This window comes from Bdellovibrio sp. HCB-162 (assembly GCF_047344985.1).
GTDB lineage: Bacteria > Bdellovibrionota > Bdellovibrionia > Bdellovibrionales > Bdellovibrionaceae > Bdellovibrio.
In genome coordinates, this window is record NZ_CP178861.1 from 281340 (window position 1) to 300772 (window position 19433).

Genomic DNA, 19433 nt, shown 5'->3' on the forward strand with positions numbered 1-19433 from the left:
AATGCTTCATTTAGAATATTGTATCTCATATCTATACTCAAGACATGGAAACAATGATTTATCAAAAAAGACGACAAGAATTAGGTTTAAAATACTCTCGAACGCTTTTTGTGATTTCTTCTGGCGATGAAGCGATGAGATCGCATTCTGTAGCGTATCGACATAAGACGGCGGGGGACTTTTATTACCTCACTGGTGTTCATCTTATTGGGGCGGTTCTTTTAGTTATTGGGAAAAAAACGTATTTTCTTTCGGATGCCAACGAGGCCACCGCCGTCTGGGATGACGGACATTCGTTAACGGCCGCGGATAAAGAAAAATTGCAAGATGTGAACTTTGAAAGTGTGGATAAACTTGCGGATATCATTCACAGCCATACAAACGACTTCGATAGAGTTGCCTTAGCGATAGGGCGCAATCAAAAGATAGATCAGACTCTTTTGAGTACGATTTCTTACGAGAGTCGTCATCGCGGTCGTGTTTCCAATTTGCCCTTGGCGCTTTGCGACTCGCGAACTCTTATTGGTACAATGAGGCTCGTTAAAGATAATCACGAAATCTCGCTAATGAAGGAAGCGGGCCGCAGATCGTCTTTGGTGCACAGAGAGTTGATGAAACAAAACTTAATAGGAAAATCTGAACGTGAGGTTGTAGGCTGGATTGAATCCCAATTTATGGCGCAGGGAATGCCGTGGACAGCTTATGAAAGTATTGCGGGTGCCGGAGAAAGATCGACGATCTTGCATGCAAGAGGAACGGATCGAATTCTGAACGAAGGTGAAATTGTTTTGATTGATGCTGGTGGGGAATATCAAGGATACTGCGCCGATATTACGCGCGTTCTTCCAGTCGGAAAAAAATTTTCTGCTGAACAAAAGAAGATCTATCAAATCGTTTTAGATGCACAAAAAGCGGTTCTAGAAAATGTGAAGTCTGGAGTGACCTTAAAAAATTTGCACGAGATCGCGTTAACACATCTTTCGGAGGGAATGCTTAAGAATGGATTTGCAAAAGACACCGTTCAGGAGAATCTTGGTAAGTTCATGCCGCATTCGACCTCTCACTGGATTGGCTTGGACGTTCATGATCCCTCTTCTTATGTGGATGATTCGGGAAATGCCTTAAAGCTGGCAGAAGGTATGTGCTTCACCGTGGAGCCAGGTCTTTACTTCCGCGAAGGAATCGGAGTGCCTTCACAGTATTTGGGTATTGGTGTGCGTATCGAAGATGACGTTGCCGTGACAGCTACGGGAGCAGAGCTTCTGACGTCCGTACCTAAAGAAATATCAGAGATTGAAGGATTAAGAGCGGGTTTGTAACCCGCTCGCAAATCGATAAAACTCTTGAGCGGACGGCGAAAGGCCTCCTGAAGGCAAAGCCCAACGAAACATTCGAATCATTTTTAAGTCGGGCAATGGTACCGTGGTGATTTTCCCCAAAGCCATTTCATTTTGTACGGAGATGCGAGATAAAAATGAAACGCCCAATTCTGCAGCGACGGCCGATTTAATAGCGCCGGCGCTTCCCATCTCAATCACTTCTTTAAAGTTTTTAATAGATATATTTCTTTTTTTAAATTCTCTTTCAATGATAGAACGTGTGCCGGAGCCCGGCTCACGCATCAGCAAAGGATAATTCAAAATATCAGACGTTTTGCGAATGCTGGCTACCCACGCTGAAGGAACGACTAAAACCAGTTCATCTTCAAGAAAAGGTTCCAAGTGAACAGAGGCCGCTCTGGCATGTCCTTCCACCAGCCCCAGGGGGGCATGTTCTTCACGGACGAGATCTAAAACTTCTTCCGTGTTTTGAACCTTCAAGGAAACTTGAACTAGAGGATAACGCTTTTTAAAATCAGAAAGCAGAGAAGGCAAAACATAATCCGCAATTGTTGTGCTTGCGGCGATCATCAACTTTCCTTTAGGCTCGTGTCCGCCTTCAATATCGTGAACGGCGTTGTTAATCAGAGAAAAAATTTGTTTTGCTTTGTCGTGAAACTTTTGTCCCTTTGCCGTCAATTCCACGCCTTTTACAGAGCGTTTAAAAAGCTGAACCCCCAGAGCCTCCTCAAGCTGACGAATGTGCGAGGTCACGGACGGTTGTGAAATATGAAGGCTCTTGGCAGCAGCGGAAACTCGTCCCGCTTCTGCAACAGCGAGAAAGGTGGAAAGAAGCTCAGGATTAAAACGGAAATCATAGTTATTCATGATGAAGAAATAATATCAGAAATTCTGATATGATATAAGGTAATAATATTAGTATTTATGATGATTGTGAGGGAATATCTAAGCAAGCAAAGAGGTTTATATGCTCGCTCAAATACTTATTCCCGCTGTCGCTCTTTTGTGCCTGGCCCCATTTGTTTCTTCCGGGGTTGCGCTTTTAGCCGGTGTTGTTCTGGCGATGTGGCTCGGAAATCCTTACCTTGATAAAACACGTAAAATCACTCACTCCCTTTTAGGTCTGTCTGTTATGGGGATGGGAGCCGGGATGAATCTTGAAGTCATCGGTAAAGTGGGCTTGCAAGGAGTTGGCTATACCGTTGCAGGAATTTCATTGGCTCTTGGTATGGGCGTTGTTTTAGGAAAGCTCTATAAAACAGAAAAAGACACCTCCGTTTTGATTACCGTTGGAACAGCCATTTGCGGAGGCAGTGCCATCGCTGCCGTGGCTCCTGTTATTAAAGCAAAACATCATGAAGTGTCTGTAGCATTAGGAACTGTTTTCATGTTGAATGCATTGGCGCTGTTTATTTTTCCTCCGCTTGGGCATTTCTTTGATTTGTCTCAGACGCAGTTTGGTCTGTGGAGTGCTCTTGCTATTCATGACACAAGTTCTGTCGTGGGAGCGTCGATGCAGTATGGGGCTGAGGCTCTGCAAGTTGGCACAACGGTGAAACTGGCGCGCGCTTTGTGGATCGTTCCTGTGGCGTTTTTTGTTGGCTATCTTTATTCCAAACAAAACGATGCAGGTCCTCGTCAAAAAGGGAAGAAGCCTTGGTTCATTTTGGGCTTTTTAATTGCCGCGGCTCTTGTAACTTGGATTCCAAGCTTGCAACCTGTAGGACATGTCGTGAATGAAGTCGCAAAAAGAATGCTGGTGTTAACTTTGTTTCTAATTGGGTTAAGCTTAACTCGCAATACTGTCCGCAGTGTTGGAGTAAAACCTTTTCTTCAAGGTGTTTCACTTTGGATTGTGGTTGCAAGTGGAACTCTAGGCGCTATTCTTTTAGGATGGATTCATTAAAGGATTTAAAAATGTTTAAAGTTCTTTTGTTTTCAGTTTTGACTTCACTCACTGCTCAAGCAGAAACAACTCTTCAAGTGTTTGGTCCTGGCGGTCCGGCTCCGGCAATGAAAGCTTGTGCCGCCGCTTTTGAAAAAGAAAAAGGAATCAAAGTCAACGTGACAGCAGGTCCTCTAGAGAAATGGTTGGGACAGGCTGAAACTGCGGATGTGTTTTATTCAGGCTCTGAAAATATGATGGACTCTTTTGCGGAGAAGATTTCCAATCTGGATGCACAAACAATAGAGACTCACTATTTAAGGCCCTCCGCTATTTTGGTTCGCCCTAAAAATCCCAAAAAGATTCACGGCATCAAGGACCTGGTTGAAAAACCTTTGAAGGTCATAGTTGTCAATGGTGCGGGACAAGTGGGCATGTGGGAAGATATTGTTGGCGGACTTAAAAGTGCCAAAGCTTTAAATAAATTCCGCGCGAATATTGTTTTTGCCGCCAAGAATACCGGGGATGCGGAAATGAAATGGAAGGAAGATCCGTCCATTGATGCTTGGCTCGTGTTTAATATCTGGGGAACCCGCAATTTGGAGATTGCAGAGATTATTCCTACAGAGAAAAATCTGACAATCTATCGTTCTAGTGGAACGGCCCTTTCTAAATCGACAAAACGAAAAGAAGCCGCTTTGCAGTTTATTGGTTTTGTAAAATCCAAAGAGTGCCGCAAGTTTTTTGAAAAAGAAGGTTGGTTCTAAAAAAGCATGGCATGGTGGACATGGGTAGCGCCTTTCGTTTTGGCGTTTGTCGCAAAAGTTTTGAGCTACCATTTATTTTATTACGATGGATTTTTCTACGTCTATGGATCTTACGTCGTCTGTTTGCCGTTGTACTTTTTGTGGGGACCACGAGTTTTTCCAGGACAACTTCTTGCGGAAGTTCTGACTTCGAATATCGTAGGCATTCGTGAACCTGATATCATCTTCTTGCATGGTCTTGCTAACGCCGTGAAACCACTTTTAGGTTATTACCTTTTTATCTGGCTTGGCGGTTGGAAAAGAAAAGAAGCCATTGATCGTAATTTAATTTTTTTATTTGGGACGCTTTTAATTGCGACCTCCACTGCCAATTATGTTCTTGTCGGATTTCGTGTTGGCGTTGGTGATGTGACAGCAGGACAGTTGCTGCCACGAATTTTGAAGCAAACCTTGCGAGATTGTTTGTGGGGTTATTTCGTCAGCTATCAGGTTTTAAACTGGCTGGGACCGAAGCTTCGCCCTTACAATTTGTCTCGCTGGCCTCCGGATATCGCAAAAAATCCTTTAGAGTGATGCACTCATACTGAGATAAACGTTGCGAGCTTCTCCGGGATACAAATAAATATGTCCGTACTGAGTTGGCGACTCTTTCCAGTAACGTTGATCAGTGACATTATCCACCGACAGGCGCCACAGCATTTTCATATCATCCCAAGTGTGAGCGTAAGAAGCCCCCAGATCCCAACGAGTCCACGCCGGAAGCATGATGCTATTGTCAGCAAGTACGGCGCGCTCTGATTCGTGAGACAAGCGGGTGTTTAAAGAAAGCCCTTTGATTTCAAGAACTTTATAACCTAACTGCAGACGAGCTGTTTGCTCTGGGACGTTGACCGGCTTTTTCCCGTTGAGATTTTTATCAAGAACACTGTCTTTGCGAACGGCTTCAAGTGTCATTAAGGAAGTATTTATATCCCATCGTTCCCACTGTGAAGAAATTTGCGCTTCAAGGCCTTTGTGCTCGGCTTCACCATCAATTTGATAGTTGGGTTTTTGATCGATAACTTGAGGACGCGTGATTTGAAAGGCAGCGATGCTCCAGTTGAGTTCTTTGCCTCCACGAAGTCCCACTTCGAATTGCTTACTCACTACATCGGGAACAAATTCTCCGCGGTGGTCATAACCGTCTTTGTTGGGAGTGACATAAGACTCCAATCCCTGACCATAACTTGCATAGGCTAAAATATTTTCAAAGTTATAAGAAAGAGCTGCCCATGGCGTGGCAAAATTTTGTGTGTAAGAAAGAGCGCGTGATCCATCCGTCCGGAAACTTCCGCGGTTTAAGTTTGTGTAACGAAGGCCCAACCAACTTTTCCATTTTCCCCACTGAGAAGCATCAGACAAAAAGAGTTCATAATTGGAAGTATCGCGATTGGTATTTTCATCATTCAAAGTTGGATTCGCTGTGCCGATGCCGGTGCCTTGGACATTGCCCGTCCCTGCATAATTGTAAGCTTGTTTTTGAAAGCGCTCGCGCATAGAGCTGCCCAATATTCCTACGGAAATTTGATGTTGAAAGGCACCCGTTACAACATCGCCTTGGAGAGCGGTTTTTGCCGCATAAGTTTTGCGACTTTCGTTTTCACTGCGATAATCATAAAGGTCATACGTTCCATCGGAGCAATAGCGATCATAGTTATCCTCGGCGCTACATCCGAAAGGATACGCCAAGCGGTCATTGGTGGAAAGATCTTGAGCACCCGCGATCACAGTCCAACTCCACGGAGCTGACAGATTTTTTGTGAATTTCATCGTGCCGGTGAGACCCTTAAACTCCACAGGTTTGGTCCAGGGTTGATTATTTAAATTCAAAGTTGGATCTGCCGGATTGGGGAGTTTGTTTCCTAAAAGACTGAATCCAGCTTGGCTTGGTTGAGATCTTTCAGACCATTCGATTTCTGCTTCAAAAAGGTTGTTATTGTCCAAACGCCAATCACCCGCTAACGCCACAAGAGTTCGTTGGCCGGAGGTCTTTTTAAGTTGTGGTTCCAGATTCTCGTGAGCGAGGTTGACTCGATAACCAAATTTTTTATTTTCACTGCGTCCACCCACATCAGCAGCCGTTAACAAATTTCCGCGCTCACTGATTTCAGTATTTAGAACTCGAAGAGGTTTTTCCGTGGGTCGTTTTACGATATAGTTCACCATTCCTCCTGGTGAAGCAGCCCCAGCTTGAATGCCACTAAGCCCTTTTAAAATTTCAATGCGTTCTTTGTTATCAAGACCGATCGACGTTTCCGCACTGATAGGAAGACCTTCTCTTAAAAAGTTATAACGATTTTCAAGAGTGAAGCCGCGCACGGAAAGATAATCCCAATATCCAGTGGCATTGTAGCTATTCGTGGTTGAAGCATCTATCAATGTGACATCGGAAAGACGGTGAAAACCGTTGTCTGCCATTTTATTTGAAGAAATAGAAACGGATGAAAGAGGAAGTTCTTTTTCGGGAGTGTCATTAAATCCAGAAACGTCCAGCGAGACAGGACCAGCGGGTTCTGTAATTCGAATCGTTGAAATTTCTGATTGTGCACTTGCAAACGAAGTGTGTAGCAAAAGAACAAGTAATAATTTTTTTCCCATGGGTTCTCCTATGGCAGGAGGAAGTCATGGCAACACCATTACTTGCTTCCCTGCGCGAGCATTATCTCTTTCAGGTTCAAAGGGTGTTTCTCAGCCATCAATTTCTTGATAGCACCCCTAGCTTTCAGGCATGGGTTATGTGGCAAGTTTAAAGCCCAGTCAAATATTATTTCGGCCGAAGGTCTTTTGCCAGGAGGCAAGGGTTGGAGTTTTGCTTTTTTATCCAAGGGAGCGGACAATGGAAGTACAAAAAAGAGGAGTTGTTCTTATGGAAATCCAAAGAATCCAGGACAAAAAGTTTAGCGCCCAGGTGGAAGGCGGTGAAGCCGTTCTTCTTTATCGTCGCGGTCCACAGAACTCCATGGATATTCTTGGAGTCGAAGTCCCGCCACCTGCTCGCGGAAAAAATGTTGCAGATCAGCTGATGCGCGAAGCTTTACGAAAAGCTAAGGAAGAGCATGTAAAAGTGATTGCAAGCTGTTCTTACGCCGAAAGCTGGTTTGATAGACATCCCGAGGAAGAAGACATCATCTTTCATAACGAATGATTAATGCGCGATGATGCCGGTGTCTTCAGGGCCCACTTCTACTTTGTGGGAGATTTTTCGTGTTCCCCACACAAGTGTTCCTAAGGCTAAAAGTGAAGACACTGTGAAAATCGCTGCAATTGGTAAAAGCTGTTGAGCTTTTAAAATTCCAACGCTGACAGAAGCCAAAGCTCCGATTCCCATTTGTAAAAATCCGACAAGAGCAGAAGCGCTTCCGGCATTTTTCGCAAAAGGTGCTAAGGCCAAAGCCGCCGCATTGGGATTCGCAAGTCCTGCGCAAGAAAGATAGCAGAACAAGATCCCAATGGTGCCGGCGATTCCATACCATCCACTCAAAGCTCCGGCAAAAAATGCAAAACCCATCAAAGTGAGTCCGCCCAAAGCCGCTAGCAAAACTTTTTCATTGCTGAATTTGCGAAGCAGAACAATGTTGAATTGACTGGCTCCAATAAATCCTGCCGCTAACAATGCAAAGATCCATCCGTAAACTTGCTCACTGACTTTAAAGATTTCCATGAAAATTGTCGGAGAGGCGGCAAGATAAACAAACAATCCCGAGAAAGCCAAGGCACCTGCCACAGAGTACGTATAAAACTGTGGATCTTTAATAATTGAAAGATAATTTTTTAGAATAAGTCCGGGATGTAACGAATGGGATTTATCAGGTTCATATCCGTGAGGCAGATAGAAAATCGAAATGCCCAACATTAAGGTACCAATCACCGTGAGTACGACAAAAACAGACTGCCATCCGAAGGCTGTTGCAAGATAACCACCAGCCGTAGGAGCCAGCAGGGGAGATACTCCCAGAATCAACATCAGCAACGAAAAAACTTTGGCACTTTCTTTAGGTGAAAAGAAATCTCGCACCATGGCCATCGCAGCAACATTGGCAGCGCAACCGCCAAGCGCTTGGATAAAGCGGAAGACAACAAGCGTATCTACAGAATGAGAAGTTAAGCAGCCGATCGTCGCCAAAATATAAACGAGCAATCCGATATAAAGAGGTTTTTTGCGACCGAATCGGTCTAGCAGAGGTCCGTAGAAAAGTTGTCCGACAGCAAGGCCTACGAAATAACTTGAAAGAGATAAAGATACTTCAGCAACGCTCGTATGCAGGCTCTCTGCCATCTTCGGGAATGCCGGCAGATACATGTCGATGGAAAAAGGACTTAGAGCTGTGAGTGCTCCTAGAACTAGGATCAAAGAAAAATTGCTATGTTTAGTGGAATTCAAGAGGGACCTCACGCCCGTGCGGTTTGAATTAATGTAACTTTTATAGATACATTAATGATCAGTGTCAACGACTATTTTGGACTCTCGTCGGGATCGTTGGCTTTGCGAACAGAAAATAATCAATTTCTCGAATGAAAGAGGGCTAAAATTTCGACAGTTTTTTCAACAGTAAAGCACGGTGATTTTCTGCCGATGCGGTACTTATGAAAAACACCACATACAAAATCACAATTTTAATGGCTAGTTTACTAATCACAAACACTGCGTGCTCCATGGCGCAAAGACCACCGACGACTTCGGATTCGTCTTCAAATTCTTCGACGGAAACTCCTCAACCACCAACAACGACAACACCTCCTCCCTCGACATCTGTAGACCCTCTACGTGAAGTGATCCCCCTTTGGGAGAGCAAAACGTCCAAGGGAAAAGAGTGGACTGCTCATGTTGATCGCGAGTTGGATAAGCTTGGACAAAATCTTTTGGACGTTATTCCGGCAGATGCGAGTTTGTTTTGTCCGAAATACAAAAATCTCTCTTATGCTCAACGCAAACAGTACTGGACGTTTTTGATTTCTTCGATGGTTCGTTTTGAAAGTAATTTCAACACCAATTCTTCGTACACAGAATCATTTACAGACAGCAGCGGCAAACGCGTTGTCAGTCGAGGCCTTCTGCAAATCTCGATTGAAAGCGGCAATGCCTATGGTTGTGGATTTAAAACAGCGCAAGACCTTCATGATCCGTTAAAGAACTTAAGCTGTGGTGTCCGTATCTTAGACCGTTGGGTCGGTCGCGATGGACGTATTGCAGGTAAAGTGAGTGATGCTTGGAGAGGTGGGGCGCGTTATTGGTCTGTATTGCGTGCGGGCGATAAAACTTCTTATAAATCCATTGTGAGTTGGAGCCAAAATCTTTCAATTTGCAAGTAAACCAAGAACAGGTATTGTTGATCCATCTCTAAAGGAGTTTGCAATGGCGAAAATCACACTTAAAGGAAATGCAGTCAATACATCGGGTCAACTTCCTGAAAAAGGCTCTGCAGCAAAAGATTTTAAACTCGTGAAAAACGATTTGTCTGAAGTGACATTGTCTTCTTACGCGGGAAAGAAAAAAGTTCTTAATATTTTCCCAAGCGTTGATACAGGAACTTGTGCAGCCTCAGTAAGAAAATTCAATCAAGAAGCGGCAAAGCTTAACAACACTGTTGTTTTGAATATTTCTGCAGATCTTCCATTTGCGCAAGCTCGCTTCTGCGGTGCTGAAGGTATCAAGAACTGCGAAACGATTTCTTCTTTCAGAAGCTCCTTCGGCAAAGACTGGGGTTTGCAAATTGAAGATTCTCCTTTGGCGGGTCTTCTTTCCAGAGCCGTGGTTACACTTTCTGAAGACAATAAAGTTCTTTACTGTGAACAAGTGTCTGAAATCGTGAATGAACCAAACTACGAAGCCGCTTTGGCTTCTGTAGTTGGTAAATAGTTTTTCTTCATAAAAGACCAGGGCCTTTGCTCTGGTCTTTCTTTTTCTTTCTCAAATAAAATTTTCATCTTATGGACAACTGGATCATTTATCACAATCCTCAGTGCAGTAAGAGCCGTGAAGTTCTTAGCCTTCTGAAAGATCACAACGTAGAGCCCGAAATCGTGGAGTATTTAAAAAGAAATCCCACCGAGGCGGAACTCAGAGATATTATTGAAAAACTGAAGGGGCCTCTCGCCAATATCGTTCGCACAAAAGAAGAGGACTATAAGAAGCTTAATTTCGATACGAATTCCGTCGAGGAAGTCGTGAAGTATCTTTTAAAGCATCCTCATTTGATGGAAAGACCCATTGTGATCAAAAATGACGAAGCGGTGATCGGCAGACCGACTGAGGCTATAAAAAAGCTTCTATCTTAAAGAAGCAGACCGCGTGAATAGGAATTCGACGCGGTCTTTGATTTTATTCTTCGTGCATCATTTTATCATGCATCATCATCGGGCAACCGTCTTTTCCCATATCTTTGCAGGAAGTTTTCATTTCTGCTCGACAATCGTTAACCGCTTTATTGGAGCGCAGACAGGTCGCCATATTTTCATGCATCTTCGCCATATTCTCGCGTTGAGTGGTTGTCCACTCCATCTTATCCATTTTGCCCATTTTTGTTTTTGAGTTTTTGTCGCCAGCAGCGTGAGCGAGGGGGCCACTGAGCGAAACTGCCAATACTGTTGCAAAGAAAATAGTTTTCATAAATTGTCCTTTCGAGAAATAAACTTTTGAGAAAAGCTTAAATCTCTCTAGGAAAATTGCAGCTTGTATTAAAACAGCTCTGCGTCTGAGCAATTTAACGGCGCGAAGACAGCCACTCAGCACTGCGCTGAAGAACATCCTGTGGAACTGAATCAATCACATCTTGGGCCAGCATTTCGAGTGTCATAGACTGAAGTTCTTTTCTCCAGGCGTCGTCAGCTTTATTCATGGCCCGAGCGACAACACAGACTCCGGAGATCTTGTCGGATTTTTTTAGGCAAGGGTTGTTTTTGCGAATCTCCATGCAGTTGAAAGTGCGGCGCCGACCTTCGACAGCTTCTACGATGTCCAAGAAAGAAATATCTTTGGGATGTTTTGCCAATCGATAACCGCCCGTAGGCCCCAGTGTGGTTTGCACGAGGCCCGCTTGCGCCAAAGATTGGAGAGCTTTGGAAAGATATTCCTTCGGAACTCCATGAAACTCCGCCAGGTCTTTGGTTGAAATGTACTGATCCGGAGGAAGTCCCGTTAGCACACTACAACAATGAAGAGCCCATTCGACCTGATTGCGAAGTACCATTATACCAATCCTATTTTATCCACTCCGAAAATTTTATCTAGGGAGCCGGGTTTGTTTCTGAAGGCCACACCGAAGCGATTCCACATGTTTATAATACCGATTGCAAAGGTCAAATCAGAAAGTTCTTTTTCAGAGAAGAAAGTGCGAGCTTTGTCGAACTCCGCATCTTCAACGCCCTTGGAATTAAAGCGAGTCAATAGTTCAGCCCACTCCAAGGCCGCTTTCTCTTTCTCGGTAAACAAGCTGGATTCATGCCATATCGACAAATGATGGATGCGCAGTTCTCGTTCACCTAAAGTGCGGGCTTCTTTGATGTGAAGATCTAAGCAGAACAAACAACCATTGAGTTGAGAGACTCGAATCTTCACTAGTTCAATCAAACTTCGATCAATGGAATAATTTTTTTGCGTTTCACTAAGTGCGAGTAAGCTTTGATATGCTTCTGAAGACAACTGTGGATAATTTAAACGAATGCTCACGGCAGACCTCTTTCTGGTTAATTAAGGATATTATATATCCTTAATAGGATGTAACGCAAGGCCTCCGTTATTTGTAAGCAACATATTAATTTTATTAGATATTTATACCTTTCTCCGATTTCTAACTGTTTGTGTTTTTACAATAGAAAGCGAATATGCAACTTAATAGTTGCATATTTATAGCTAGGGATTATTATGCATCCAGGAGGTTGCATAATGGAAAATCGTATTGAAAAAAAGATTGAACTCAAAGCTCCTGTTGCCCGAGTTTGGAAAGCTCTTACGGATCACCATGAGTTTGGTGAATGGTTTCGCGTAAAAATTGAAACTCCTTTTGTAGCTGGCAAACCAGCCGTGGGACGCATCTTGTATCCGGGTTATGAGCATCTAAAGTGGGAAGTCATCATCCAGAAATTGGAGCCGGAAAGATATTTTTCATTCACTTGGCATCCTTACGCTGTAGAGCCGGACATTGATTATTCAAAAGAAACTCCGACTCTTGTGGAATTTCATTTGGAAAAGACCGCCCGGGGAACGCTGCTGACGGTGACAGAATCTGGTTTTGAAAAAGTACCTGCAGATCGACGTGCGTTAGCATTCAGAATGAACGACGGTGGATGGGCTGAGCAAATGAAAAATATCGAGGCTTATCTTGCGCAGAAATCATAGTGCCGCTGAAGTTTTTGCGGCTTTAGGAGATGAAACGCGCCTTTATCTGGTGAAAAAACTCATCGACGGTGAGTCGCATTCGATTTCAGACCTCGCGGAAAATTCAAAGATCACTCGGCAGGCTGTCACGAAGCACTTGCGTGTTCTTCAGGATGTGGGACTTGTGAAAAGCATCCGTTTAGGACGAGAAACTCTTTTTGAACTGGACGCTCGTCCGCTTCGCGATATGCAAGACTATTTGAATTTGATCTCAAGCCAATGGGATGAGTCTCTTCATCGTCTAAAGGCTTTCGTTGAAAGTTAACTATTCAAAGTGAACCTGATCTTCGGCCACTTTTTCATTATTAACGTGAACGGTGTAGTAGATTGGGCAAGCTTTGGAAAGCATGGCTGCGGTTCCGCTGTACTGATGAGTTGAACGCTTGGCCGCTTCAATGACCTTGGTTGGATCCACAGAGGCTCCGTTTACAAAATAGCTCAAATCAATACGTGAAAAGACTTTGGGATGTTTGTCGGTCAAGGGAGCTTTTGCTTCCAACTCAAGACTGTCATAAGTCACTTGAAATTTCGCCAATAAGTCGATGACGTCAGTGCCGGTGCAACCGCAAAGAGCTGAAAGAATAAGTTCTTTAGGTGACGGACCCTGGGCCTTCACCTCCGGCGGAGTCACGTCGATGTCCCCATGCATTCCTCGAACGTCAAATTGGAAATGGTGTCCGTCTAGTTTTTTTATTCTTGCCCGCATAAGTCCCTCTCTCTAGGGAAAGTTTGAACGAAGTTGGGAAACATGTAAAAATATTTTCATGTTTCTTGTGACATATTGTTCAATCATTTTGACGTTGGTTCTTTGTGCCGTTTTAGCGGTAAAGATCTGGCCCTATAGACGATCTTTTTTGCATCGAATTCTTTTGATCAATCAGGTTATCTACGTCCTTTGGATGTTCTTGCTTTTACTTATCTTCGTTGTTGATGATTTCGACACGCGAGCATTTTTAACGAGACTTCGTCCTGCCTTGGTTGCAATTGTGCCGCCAAACTGGTTTTTAATGGCATGGGTTGTCTTTTATCGGGAACACTGGGAGAGGTGGAAAAAGTGGTCATTTCTTCTTTATGTCATTCCTGTCGTCACCATAGTCTCCTCGATTGCAGCCCTGCTGAATTTTCCTTTTGCAGGGAAACTAATACTTTATAATTTTGCCGAAATGCCTGGAAACTTCGGTTTTCTCAGTTACAGCTTCGGTCCGGTTATGTTTATTTTCCTGAAGTATTCCATCTTCTGTTTGTCAGGAATCTATATTTTTTATTTTCTCACAATCTTTCAGAAGAAAGGTGTGATGCGAAGATACGCCATTCTTTTTGCCCTGGGCGGATTGTTTCATATTAGCAAAGAGATTTACGCCCGCTACATCATTAAAGACATGTTCATGATGCAGTTAAGTTCGGCATATGCATGGCCAATGGCTTTCATGTTTTATTTTGTGGTGACTCGTTTGGAATTTTTAGACATCAAAACTTTGGCGCAAGAACGTGTGTTTAAAGATTTACCTAGTCCTGTGATCACCTTGACCGCCCGAGGGGAGCTTTGGGATTTGAATCACGCGGCTTACCAGCTTTTGAATTTACACAATCGAGATCTGGGAAAGCCGGCCCGAAATTATAAAACTCTCGAAAAAATCATTGAAAATCCTGATACGGTAGAGATCGCCGACAAAACTTATCAGATTTTCTATCACGGCATTAAGGATTCCACCGGAGAACATAAAGCTTCGGTTTACGTCTTAAATGACGTCGATCGGATCATGGAACTATATCGGGATTTGGAGGAAAGTAACGCGATCTTACGCGAGCTCAATACCGAGATTCTGCGAATGACGGATTTCAACCGTCGCATCCAGACTGTTCTTTCTCACGATATGACGGGAGCTTTATCTTCGGTCAATATTCTTTTGCGAAATACTCGTGAGCTTGCAGAAGCAAAACAGCAGCAGGACCTGGTTTCAAGGTTAGAAACGATTCAGCAGGCAAACTATGGCGCCGTTTCACTTTTGAGAAATATTCTAGCTTGGACTCAAGACGAAGACCATCTTGAGACGCAAGATCTTGAAGCTTGTTTGGATGCGGCTTGGTCGCAATTGTCGCCGCAGATTTTGCAAAAAAATATACAATTGCAAAAAACAATTCCTACGAAAGGTCTTAGTGTTAAGTGTTCTCGCTTTGCGATCGAATCTATCTTTAGAAACCTTTTATCCAATGCCATCCGTTACAGTCCGTCACAGTCCCTTATTGAAGTTTCATTGTTCGCCCGAGAGAACTTTGTAGAGATCCTGGTTGCTGATAAAGGAAGAGGTATGACGGCAGAAACGGTAAACCAAATTCTCAACCGGGGCCGTCAAAGGCAAATCGGTGAGGAGGGTTTTGGCTTGGGTATGAACTTCACTTTAGGGTTTATCGAAAAGATTCATGGGCAGATTTCCATCGATTCGAGCGTTGATCATGGTACGACTGTAAGAGTTTTGTTGCCGACGTCTTAAAATTATCGTGAGATATACAAAAGGAGACTTTTCATCATGAAAGCCAAACTACCAATGATTGCACGTATTCTTTTGGGTCTGATCTTTTTTGTATTCGGCCTAGCTGGACTTTTTAACTTGATTCCGCCTCCACCAGATCTTCCTGAACGTCTTGTGACTTTTAATACGGGTCTTGCGGCTTCTGGTTACTTCTTCACGCTTTTAAAATTAACTGAGAGTGTGTGTGGTTTCCTTCTTTTGGCTGGATGGTTTGTTCCATTGGCACTTGTCGTCCTTGCGCCAATTGTTTTGAACATCTTCCTTGTTCACGCATTCATGGCACCAAGTGGAGTTCCATTGGCTGTTATTATGGGACTTTTGATGATCTATCTTGCGTTCTTTGCTCAACCATATTCTTCAACAGTGAAGCAGTTGTTTAAGCGCAAATAATTTTCAGGCAAATGAAGTGAAGAGGCATGGGGTCATTCCTGTGCCTTTTTTATTTCTCCAGATAGTATTTCACGATAGCTTCGCCGCGCAGAACCTTCTCGCGAACCTCTTCGCTGATTTTTCGATTGTTCTTTTTGATAAGCTCTACCAATTTAGGAATTCTATGGGCTTCGGAATGTCGATCGTACTTGGAACTCCATAAAACCATTTCAAATAACAATGGAATTAAGTCCAAACCTTTTTCCGTTAGGGAATAGGAATCCTTTCTGGCATCTTCGGTGCTAGGTTCTTTTTTGAGAATACCATTTTCGAGAAGTTGTTCTAAGCGCGAAGCCAGGATATTTGTGGCGAATCCTTCTTCGGATTTCAGAAATTCACCATAGGTTCTTTTTCCTCGAAAGACGATGTCTCGAAGAATAAGAAGGGTCCACTTGTCACCAAAGGCTTCCAGCCCAAAATTGATCGGACAGTGAGAGCGCAATTGTTTCTTTTTTACCATGTCGAGACCATTTTATGAAATTCACTTGCAAAAAGCAAGTGAAATATTTTACCTTAAAAGTACGAAGGAGTTATCTATGGCAAATATTATTCATAGAGTCGGTATCAAAGCACAGGTTCACGATGTTTATAAGGCATTGACAACGTTAGAAGGTCTTTCTAATTGGTGGACACGCGAAGTTTCCGGAGCTGCAGATGAAGGTAAAGAAATAGTCTTTGTTTTCAAAACTCCTTCAGGGGAAGTGAAGGGTTCCATGCGTATGAAGGTGATGAAACAATCTCAAGATCGTACGGTGCAGTGGCGTTGTACAGAAGGTCCTGCGGAGTGGATCGGCACGGATATCACCTTTGATCTTTCCCAACAAGGTGAATACGCCATCGTGCTTTTCGGTCACCGTAATTGGAAAGAAGAAGTCGAGTTCATGGGTCATTGTAGTATGAAATGGGCCATTTTTATGATGAGCCTTAAAGACTTGGTCGAAAAAGGAAAAGGCCAACCTTCACCTGTTGATGTGAAGATTGATAACTGGAATTAGTAAATAAGATGGAAGGAGAATTTTTCTTCTCCTTCCAGACGATCTCTTTATTTTACAATATTCGCGCACAATGAATTATCAACAGCCGTTAAGACGCTTGTCGTTGGTTGCGCATTTTCTTCGCCGATACCGTGAAGATTTAATATCTCGTAATAGTCATCAGCTCTCATGCAAACTGCACTCGAACTGTCCATCACTCCATTTGGATACTTCCAGAAATATGATTGCACATCGACGGTTGTGATCTCGTAGTGGATCAGGCCGTCGTTAGGCAAAGATTGTTTCCATTTATTCAGAGCACCAGCGCAGATATCTGGAGTCGCATCATAAACTCCGGGATCTCTAGGAAGATTTGCTAGAGGATTTAATCCATAGTCTGAATAATTTAATGCATTTGGTGCCACGAGCGGAAAGATAACACGAAAGCGACACTGATGACCTGGGACCTGATCGACAGTGTCAGCACCGCAATCATAGGACGTATCCGGATCGCAAGCGGGTGGACGCCATTCGACAGTAAATGACGTTTGTATTTCATTTTGTGAAAAGACGCCGGTCTTGCGCGAAACAACAATCGTCTCTGCAGCAAAAGCAGAGTGCGAAAACATTAGCGCTAGTAAAAACATTGTGAGAGTGGATTTTTTGTAAGACACAGAAACCTCCTGGCAAATGCCGTGAATGAGGTTTCTTTCATCCTTTGATTTTTACGGATCTGGCCGGGAAAGAAACTCGGCAAGACATCCAGATCCAACATCAAATTCGTAACTCTTTATACCCTAGACGCCATTTTAATGAAATAGGGTTCTGCGAAGCGCTGAAAACAATTCAACTTTATAGCGAACAAGGGGTATTGTTAAAGTCATCTGTGGAGCTAACTTATGAAAAAGACTGAATCATCTAAAGACGTTTCTCCTGCCAAAATGATTGACGCTAGAATCAAAGAGCTTGGCGACTGGCGCGGTAAAATGCTGAGTCAAATCCGTAAAATCGTTAAAGCCGCTGAGCCGGACATTGTTGAGGAATGGAAATGGAGAGGTGTTCCTGTATGGGAATACAATGGAATCATCTGCACTGGTGAAACCTATAAAAGTGTTGTGAAGATGACTTTTGTCAAAGGCGCTTCTTTAAAAGATCCTTCGGGACTTTTCAATTCAAGTCTTGAAGGAAACACAAGACGAGCCATTGATTTTCAAGAGGGTGATAAGATCAACGAAAAAGCCTTGAAGGCTCTTATTAAAGAAGCCGTGGCTTTGAATTCTGCGAAAAAATCCAAAGCCAAAGCTAAATAATTAGAACGGTTTTAAAACAAGTCGGCCATAGGCGATGAACGCACAGATGGCTGCAACGACAAGCCAGTAAACCATCGGGCCAAAATTTTCTTCACCGGAAACAAGATGCAATCCGCAGAAAAGAAGCATTTCTGCCGCTATGATGATTGCACCGACAGAAGTAGAAATTCCCCACGACTTATTTAAGACAGGAAGAATTAAAAGCACGCTGCAAATAAGTTCAAGAATGGCCATTCCCATCCATACACCGGAAGGAATCGCTTTTAAAGACGGCATTGTCTGTTCAGCCGAATGCGAAAACTTCCATACAGCACCTACCGCTGTGTGAAGAGCTAAAAGGACTTGAAGAACCCACAAGAAAATATTCATGATTATCTCCCGCTATTTGATTCAATAATTTCAATTGTTGTTGTGTTTAGGTTTTTTGGATCCATAACAATTTCAATATCCGCAATTTTGTCATCCACGACAGAGAAACGGAAAGCCACAACAGGTTTTCCACCCGGAGCCCAAGTAGCACCCGCAAATCCATTGATCAGAGCCAATTGAGCCGCAGCAGCTTTTCCGTTCATTGTATCAGCCACGTTATGAGCACCTTTGATTTCTTTCTTAAACTGCGGAGCTCCCTTGGCTTTGTTGGCTTCTGCCACTTTAACGGCTGTTTCATCAGCTCGCAAAGTCGCATCTGGATGAAGAAGTTTGATCAGTGCATTCAAATTACCTTCTCTGGAGGCCGCCAAAAAAGCGCTTACGATTTCCCGTTGGCGATCTGAATCCTCTTTGGAATTTTTGGCGCCGCGAATTCTTTTTCTGGCACGGCTTGCAAGCTGCCTTGCGTTTTCTTCAGTGCGATCAATAATTGGAGCGATTTCTTCAAATGATAAATCAAAAAGATCATGAAGCACAAAAGCAATTCGCTCAGCGGGTGTCAGTGTGTCTAAAACTAACAAGAGCGCGGGACCAACGGCGTCTGCGAGAATAAAATTGGTTTCAGGATTTTCTGAACCGTCACTTGGAAGTTCTGAAATTTCATCATCGAGTGGTTCTTCGCGTTTTGATTTCTTAGAGCGAAGCATATCAAGACAAACTCTGGCGACCACGGTTGTAAGCCATCCATTGAGGTTATCAATTTGGTCTGACTCAGATTGAAGTCGTGTCCATGTTTCTTGAACGGCGTCTTCAGCTTCGCCGGTGGAACCCAGCATTCTATATGCTACGGCTTTGAGGTGACTTCGACGTTCTTCAAAATTTTTGGCGAGCCACTCTTTTTTATCCATCTTCAATTTTCTCGAACTTTCTTTGTCACATTCGTCTTTATTGATTCGTCATACCCATGACGAACGAGCGAGATGAAATGTGACAAGAATATATAGATATTTTTGAATTATGTCATAAATCGCTGAAATAACTAATCAATTTTAGGAGGCTTTATGCAGTTCGTACTTTTAATTTATCAGGGAACCACACCTCTTCCTGGATCGGAGCGCTGGAATGCTCTTCCTGCGGAAGAACAAAAAAGAATTTATGCGGACTATGCAGAGTTCAATAAAACAGTGGGTCTGACTGCAGGATTACCATTGGGATTGCCAAATGCTGCGAGGACAGTGCAAGTGCGCGACGGAAAAGTGGATGTAAAGAATGGAACTTATCTTTCAGAAGGTGTCGGTGGGTACTGTGTTTTTGAAGCCGAAAATATGGAGGCGGCTTTTGCATTAGCTGCGAAGATTCCTGCCGCGCGACTTGGCGGAGCCATTGAGATTCGTCCCGCTGAAAAATATTGGTAA

At 43.5% G+C, this 19433-nt stretch carries 26 protein-coding genes and 1 riboswitch; of the genes, 15 read left to right on the forward strand and 11 right to left on the reverse strand.

What is annotated here, in order from left to right; genetic code table 11:
• Positions 1–44: 44 nt before the first annotated feature.
• On the forward strand, positions 45–1319 hold the full coding sequence (locus tag ACLSSO_RS01410) for an aminopeptidase P N-terminal domain-containing protein (protein WP_413943839.1): 1275 nt from the start codon (positions 45–47) through the stop codon (positions 1317–1319).
• On the opposite strand, the gene ACLSSO_RS01415 is transcribed toward ACLSSO_RS01410, so the two are convergent.
• Complete coding sequence (locus ACLSSO_RS01415) at positions 1302–2207, reverse strand: LysR family transcriptional regulator (RefSeq protein WP_295900162.1); 906 nt, start codon at positions 2205–2207, stop codon at positions 1302–1304. The genes ACLSSO_RS01410 and ACLSSO_RS01415 overlap by 18 nt on opposite strands.
• Before the next feature lie 100 nt (positions 2208–2307).
• Here ACLSSO_RS01415 and ACLSSO_RS01420 point away from each other — a divergent pair, with 100 nt between their 5' ends.
• Genes ACLSSO_RS01420 through ACLSSO_RS01430 form a run of 3 tightly spaced genes read left to right on the forward strand, consistent with a single transcriptional unit; the run spans position 2308 to position 4565 of the window.
• Positions 2308–3246, forward strand: a complete 939-nt coding sequence (locus ACLSSO_RS01420) for a YeiH family protein (protein ID WP_413943840.1) — start codon at positions 2308–2310, stop codon at positions 3244–3246.
• Between the two features lie 11 nt (positions 3247–3257).
• Positions 3258–3992 carry an extracellular solute-binding protein gene (locus ACLSSO_RS01425; protein WP_413943841.1) on the forward strand — a complete coding sequence of 245 codons (735 nt, stop codon included), beginning with the start codon at positions 3258–3260 and terminating at the stop codon, positions 3990–3992.
• A 6-nt stretch (positions 3993–3998) separates the two neighbouring features.
• Positions 3999–4565 carry a hypothetical protein gene (locus tag ACLSSO_RS01430; protein ID WP_413943842.1) on the forward strand — a complete coding sequence of 189 codons (567 nt, stop codon included), beginning with the start codon at positions 3999–4001 and terminating at the stop codon, positions 4563–4565.
• Here the strand turns inward: ACLSSO_RS01430 and ACLSSO_RS01435 are convergent.
• The gene (locus ACLSSO_RS01435) at positions 4557–6629 is read right to left on the reverse strand and encodes a TonB-dependent siderophore receptor (protein WP_413943843.1); all 2073 of its coding nucleotides are present in this window, start codon (positions 6627–6629) and stop codon (positions 4557–4559) included. The genes ACLSSO_RS01430 and ACLSSO_RS01435 overlap by 9 nt on opposite strands.
• Positions 6630–6659: 30 nt before the next feature.
• Positions 6660–6758: riboswitch (TPP riboswitch) on the reverse strand.
• Between the two features lie 109 nt (positions 6759–6867).
• Here ACLSSO_RS01435 and ACLSSO_RS01440 point away from each other — a divergent pair.
• Positions 6868–7176 carry a GNAT family N-acetyltransferase gene (locus tag ACLSSO_RS01440; protein WP_413943844.1) on the forward strand — a complete coding sequence of 103 codons (309 nt, stop codon included), beginning with the start codon at positions 6868–6870 and terminating at the stop codon, positions 7174–7176.
• Here the strand turns inward: ACLSSO_RS01440 and ACLSSO_RS01445 are convergent, their stop codons facing one another.
• Positions 7177–8412: a multidrug effflux MFS transporter gene (locus tag ACLSSO_RS01445; protein ID WP_413943845.1), complete on the reverse strand. Its 1236-nt coding sequence runs from the start codon at positions 8410–8412 to the stop codon at positions 7177–7179. It lies immediately after the preceding gene.
• Positions 8413–8615: 203 nt separating this feature from the next.
• Here ACLSSO_RS01445 and ACLSSO_RS01450 point away from each other — a divergent pair, with 203 nt between their 5' ends.
• The 3 genes from ACLSSO_RS01450 to arsC all read left to right on the forward strand — a co-directional run bounded on the left by ACLSSO_RS01450 (position 8616) and on the right by arsC (position 10307).
• Positions 8616–9341, forward strand: a complete 726-nt coding sequence (locus ACLSSO_RS01450) for a transglycosylase SLT domain-containing protein (RefSeq protein WP_413943846.1) — start codon at positions 8616–8618, stop codon at positions 9339–9341.
• Between the two features lie 43 nt (positions 9342–9384).
• The gene (gene tpx / locus ACLSSO_RS01455) at positions 9385–9888 is read left to right on the forward strand and encodes a thiol peroxidase (protein WP_295900154.1); all 504 of its coding nucleotides are present in this window, start codon (positions 9385–9387) and stop codon (positions 9886–9888) included.
• A 71-nt stretch (positions 9889–9959) separates the two neighbouring features.
• Complete coding sequence (gene arsC, locus ACLSSO_RS01460) at positions 9960–10307, forward strand: arsenate reductase (glutaredoxin) (RefSeq protein ID WP_413943847.1); 348 nt, start codon at positions 9960–9962, stop codon at positions 10305–10307.
• Positions 10308–10350: 43 nt separating this feature from the next.
• Here arsC and ACLSSO_RS01465 read toward each other — a convergent pair whose 3' ends face one another.
• From ACLSSO_RS01465 to ACLSSO_RS01475, 3 genes are all read right to left on the reverse strand, one after another.
• Complete coding sequence (locus ACLSSO_RS01465) at positions 10351–10638, reverse strand: hypothetical protein (protein WP_413943848.1); 288 nt, start codon at positions 10636–10638, stop codon at positions 10351–10353.
• 94 nt (positions 10639–10732) lie between these two features.
• Positions 10733–11218 carry an RrF2 family transcriptional regulator gene (locus ACLSSO_RS01470; RefSeq protein WP_413943849.1) on the reverse strand — a complete coding sequence of 162 codons (486 nt, stop codon included), beginning with the start codon at positions 11216–11218 and terminating at the stop codon, positions 10733–10735.
• The gene (locus ACLSSO_RS01475; RefSeq protein WP_413943850.1) at positions 11218–11697 is read right to left on the reverse strand and encodes a carboxymuconolactone decarboxylase family protein; all 480 of its coding nucleotides are present in this window, start codon (positions 11695–11697) and stop codon (positions 11218–11220) included. The genes ACLSSO_RS01470 and ACLSSO_RS01475 overlap by 1 nt, the downstream gene beginning before the upstream one ends.
• 216 nt (positions 11698–11913) lie before the next feature.
• Here ACLSSO_RS01475 and ACLSSO_RS01480 point away from each other — a divergent pair, with 216 nt between their 5' ends.
• Positions 11914–12366, forward strand: coding sequence for an SRPBCC family protein (locus ACLSSO_RS01480; RefSeq protein WP_295900149.1), 453 nt, complete (start codon positions 11914–11916; stop codon positions 12364–12366).
• Entirely contained in the window at positions 12350–12670 is a 321-nt protein-coding gene (locus tag ACLSSO_RS01485; RefSeq protein WP_413943851.1) for an ArsR/SmtB family transcription factor, read from the forward strand. Before ACLSSO_RS01480 ends, ACLSSO_RS01485 begins: the two co-directional genes overlap by 17 nt.
• Here ACLSSO_RS01485 and ACLSSO_RS01490 read toward each other — a convergent pair whose 3' ends face one another.
• The gene (locus ACLSSO_RS01490; RefSeq protein ID WP_295900147.1) at positions 12671–13111 is read right to left on the reverse strand and encodes an OsmC family protein; all 441 of its coding nucleotides are present in this window, start codon (positions 13109–13111) and stop codon (positions 12671–12673) included. It lies immediately after the preceding gene.
• 58 nt (positions 13112–13169) lie between these two features.
• Between ACLSSO_RS01490 and ACLSSO_RS01495 the strand changes: the two genes are divergently transcribed.
• Both ACLSSO_RS01495 and ACLSSO_RS01500 read left to right on the forward strand, forming a co-directional pair.
• Positions 13170–14897: an ATP-binding protein gene (locus ACLSSO_RS01495; protein ID WP_413943852.1), complete on the forward strand. Its 1728-nt coding sequence runs from the start codon at positions 13170–13172 to the stop codon at positions 14895–14897.
• 36 nt (positions 14898–14933) lie between these two features.
• Positions 14934–15326 (forward strand): DoxX family membrane protein, encoded by a 393-nt coding sequence (locus ACLSSO_RS01500; RefSeq protein WP_413943853.1) that lies wholly within the window; start codon positions 14934–14936, stop codon positions 15324–15326.
• Between the two features lie 49 nt (positions 15327–15375).
• Here the strand turns inward: ACLSSO_RS01500 and ACLSSO_RS01505 are convergent, their stop codons facing one another.
• Positions 15376–15825, reverse strand: a complete 450-nt coding sequence (locus ACLSSO_RS01505) for a winged helix-turn-helix transcriptional regulator (RefSeq protein ID WP_295900144.1) — start codon at positions 15823–15825, stop codon at positions 15376–15378.
• A gap of 76 nt (positions 15826–15901) precedes the next feature.
• Here ACLSSO_RS01505 and ACLSSO_RS01510 point away from each other — a divergent pair, with 76 nt between their 5' ends.
• Complete coding sequence (locus ACLSSO_RS01510) at positions 15902–16360, forward strand: SRPBCC family protein (protein ID WP_295900143.1); 459 nt, start codon at positions 15902–15904, stop codon at positions 16358–16360.
• Positions 16361–16407: 47 nt separating this feature from the next.
• On the opposite strand, the gene ACLSSO_RS01515 is transcribed toward ACLSSO_RS01510, so the two are convergent.
• Positions 16408–17013: a hypothetical protein gene (locus ACLSSO_RS01515; RefSeq protein ID WP_413943854.1), complete on the reverse strand. Its 606-nt coding sequence runs from the start codon at positions 17011–17013 to the stop codon at positions 16408–16410.
• A gap of 225 nt (positions 17014–17238) precedes the next feature.
• Between ACLSSO_RS01515 and ACLSSO_RS01520 the strand changes: the two genes are divergently transcribed.
• Positions 17239–17649, forward strand: coding sequence for a DUF1801 domain-containing protein (locus ACLSSO_RS01520; protein WP_413943855.1), 411 nt, complete (start codon positions 17239–17241; stop codon positions 17647–17649).
• Here the strand turns inward: ACLSSO_RS01520 and ACLSSO_RS01525 are convergent, their stop codons facing one another.
• Positions 17650–18018, reverse strand: a complete 369-nt coding sequence (locus ACLSSO_RS01525) for a DoxX family protein (protein ID WP_413943856.1) — start codon at positions 18016–18018, stop codon at positions 17650–17652.
• 2 nt (positions 18019–18020) lie between these two features.
• Positions 18021–18926, reverse strand: a complete 906-nt coding sequence (locus ACLSSO_RS01530) for a sigma-70 family RNA polymerase sigma factor (protein WP_413943857.1) — start codon at positions 18924–18926, stop codon at positions 18021–18023.
• A gap of 153 nt (positions 18927–19079) precedes the next feature.
• Here ACLSSO_RS01530 and ACLSSO_RS01535 point away from each other — a divergent pair, with 153 nt between their 5' ends.
• A complete protein-coding gene (locus tag ACLSSO_RS01535; RefSeq protein WP_295900138.1) occupies positions 19080–19433 on the forward strand; it encodes a YciI family protein in 354 nt (117 codons plus the stop codon).

Bases quoted from the DNA above. Each gene is read 5' to 3' on its own strand.
- ACLSSO_RS01435 (WP_413943843.1), bottom strand. From the start codon at position 6,629: ATGGGAAAAAAATTATTACTTGTTCTTTTGCTACACACTTCGTTTGCA.
- ACLSSO_RS01480 (WP_295900149.1), top strand. From the start codon at position 11,914: ATGGAAAATCGTATTGAAAAAAAGATTGAACTCAAAGCTCCTGTTGCC.
- ACLSSO_RS01530 (WP_413943857.1), bottom strand. From the start codon at position 18,926: ATGGATAAAAAAGAGTGGCTCGCCAAAAATTTTGAAGAACGTCGAAGT.
- ACLSSO_RS01495 (WP_413943852.1), top strand. From the start codon at position 13,170: ATGTTTCTTGTGACATATTGTTCAATCATTTTGACGTTGGTTCTTTGT.
- ACLSSO_RS01500 (WP_413943853.1), top strand. From the start codon at position 14,934: ATGAAAGCCAAACTACCAATGATTGCACGTATTCTTTTGGGTCTGATC.
- ACLSSO_RS01440 (WP_413943844.1), top strand. From the start codon at position 6,868: ATGGAAGTACAAAAAAGAGGAGTTGTTCTTATGGAAATCCAAAGAATC.
- ACLSSO_RS01520 (WP_413943855.1), top strand. From the start codon at position 17,239: ATGAAAAAGACTGAATCATCTAAAGACGTTTCTCCTGCCAAAATGATT.
- ACLSSO_RS01535 (WP_295900138.1), top strand. From the start codon at position 19,080: ATGCAGTTCGTACTTTTAATTTATCAGGGAACCACACCTCTTCCTGGA.
- arsC (WP_413943847.1), top strand. From the start codon at position 9,960: ATGGACAACTGGATCATTTATCACAATCCTCAGTGCAGTAAGAGCCGT.
- ACLSSO_RS01510 (WP_295900143.1), top strand. From the start codon at position 15,902: ATGGCAAATATTATTCATAGAGTCGGTATCAAAGCACAGGTTCACGAT.
- ACLSSO_RS01410 (WP_413943839.1), top strand. From the start codon at position 45: ATGGAAACAATGATTTATCAAAAAAGACGACAAGAATTAGGTTTAAAA.
- tpx (WP_295900154.1), top strand. From the start codon at position 9,385: ATGGCGAAAATCACACTTAAAGGAAATGCAGTCAATACATCGGGTCAA.
- ACLSSO_RS01490 (WP_295900147.1), bottom strand. From the start codon at position 13,111: ATGCGGGCAAGAATAAAAAAACTAGACGGACACCATTTCCAATTTGAC.
- ACLSSO_RS01470 (WP_413943849.1), bottom strand. From the start codon at position 11,218: ATGGTACTTCGCAATCAGGTCGAATGGGCTCTTCATTGTTGTAGTGTG.
- ACLSSO_RS01450 (WP_413943846.1), top strand. From the start codon at position 8,616: ATGAAAAACACCACATACAAAATCACAATTTTAATGGCTAGTTTACTA.
- ACLSSO_RS01415 (WP_295900162.1), bottom strand. From the start codon at position 2,207: ATGAATAACTATGATTTCCGTTTTAATCCTGAGCTTCTTTCCACCTTT.
- ACLSSO_RS01420 (WP_413943840.1), top strand. From the start codon at position 2,308: ATGCTCGCTCAAATACTTATTCCCGCTGTCGCTCTTTTGTGCCTGGCC.
- ACLSSO_RS01430 (WP_413943842.1), top strand. From the start codon at position 3,999: ATGGCATGGTGGACATGGGTAGCGCCTTTCGTTTTGGCGTTTGTCGCA.
- ACLSSO_RS01525 (WP_413943856.1), bottom strand. From the start codon at position 18,018: ATGAATATTTTCTTGTGGGTTCTTCAAGTCCTTTTAGCTCTTCACACA.
- ACLSSO_RS01505 (WP_295900144.1), bottom strand. From the start codon at position 15,825: ATGGTAAAAAAGAAACAATTGCGCTCTCACTGTCCGATCAATTTTGGG.
- ACLSSO_RS01465 (WP_413943848.1), bottom strand. From the start codon at position 10,638: ATGAAAACTATTTTCTTTGCAACAGTATTGGCAGTTTCGCTCAGTGGC.
- ACLSSO_RS01425 (WP_413943841.1), top strand. From the start codon at position 3,258: ATGTTTAAAGTTCTTTTGTTTTCAGTTTTGACTTCACTCACTGCTCAA.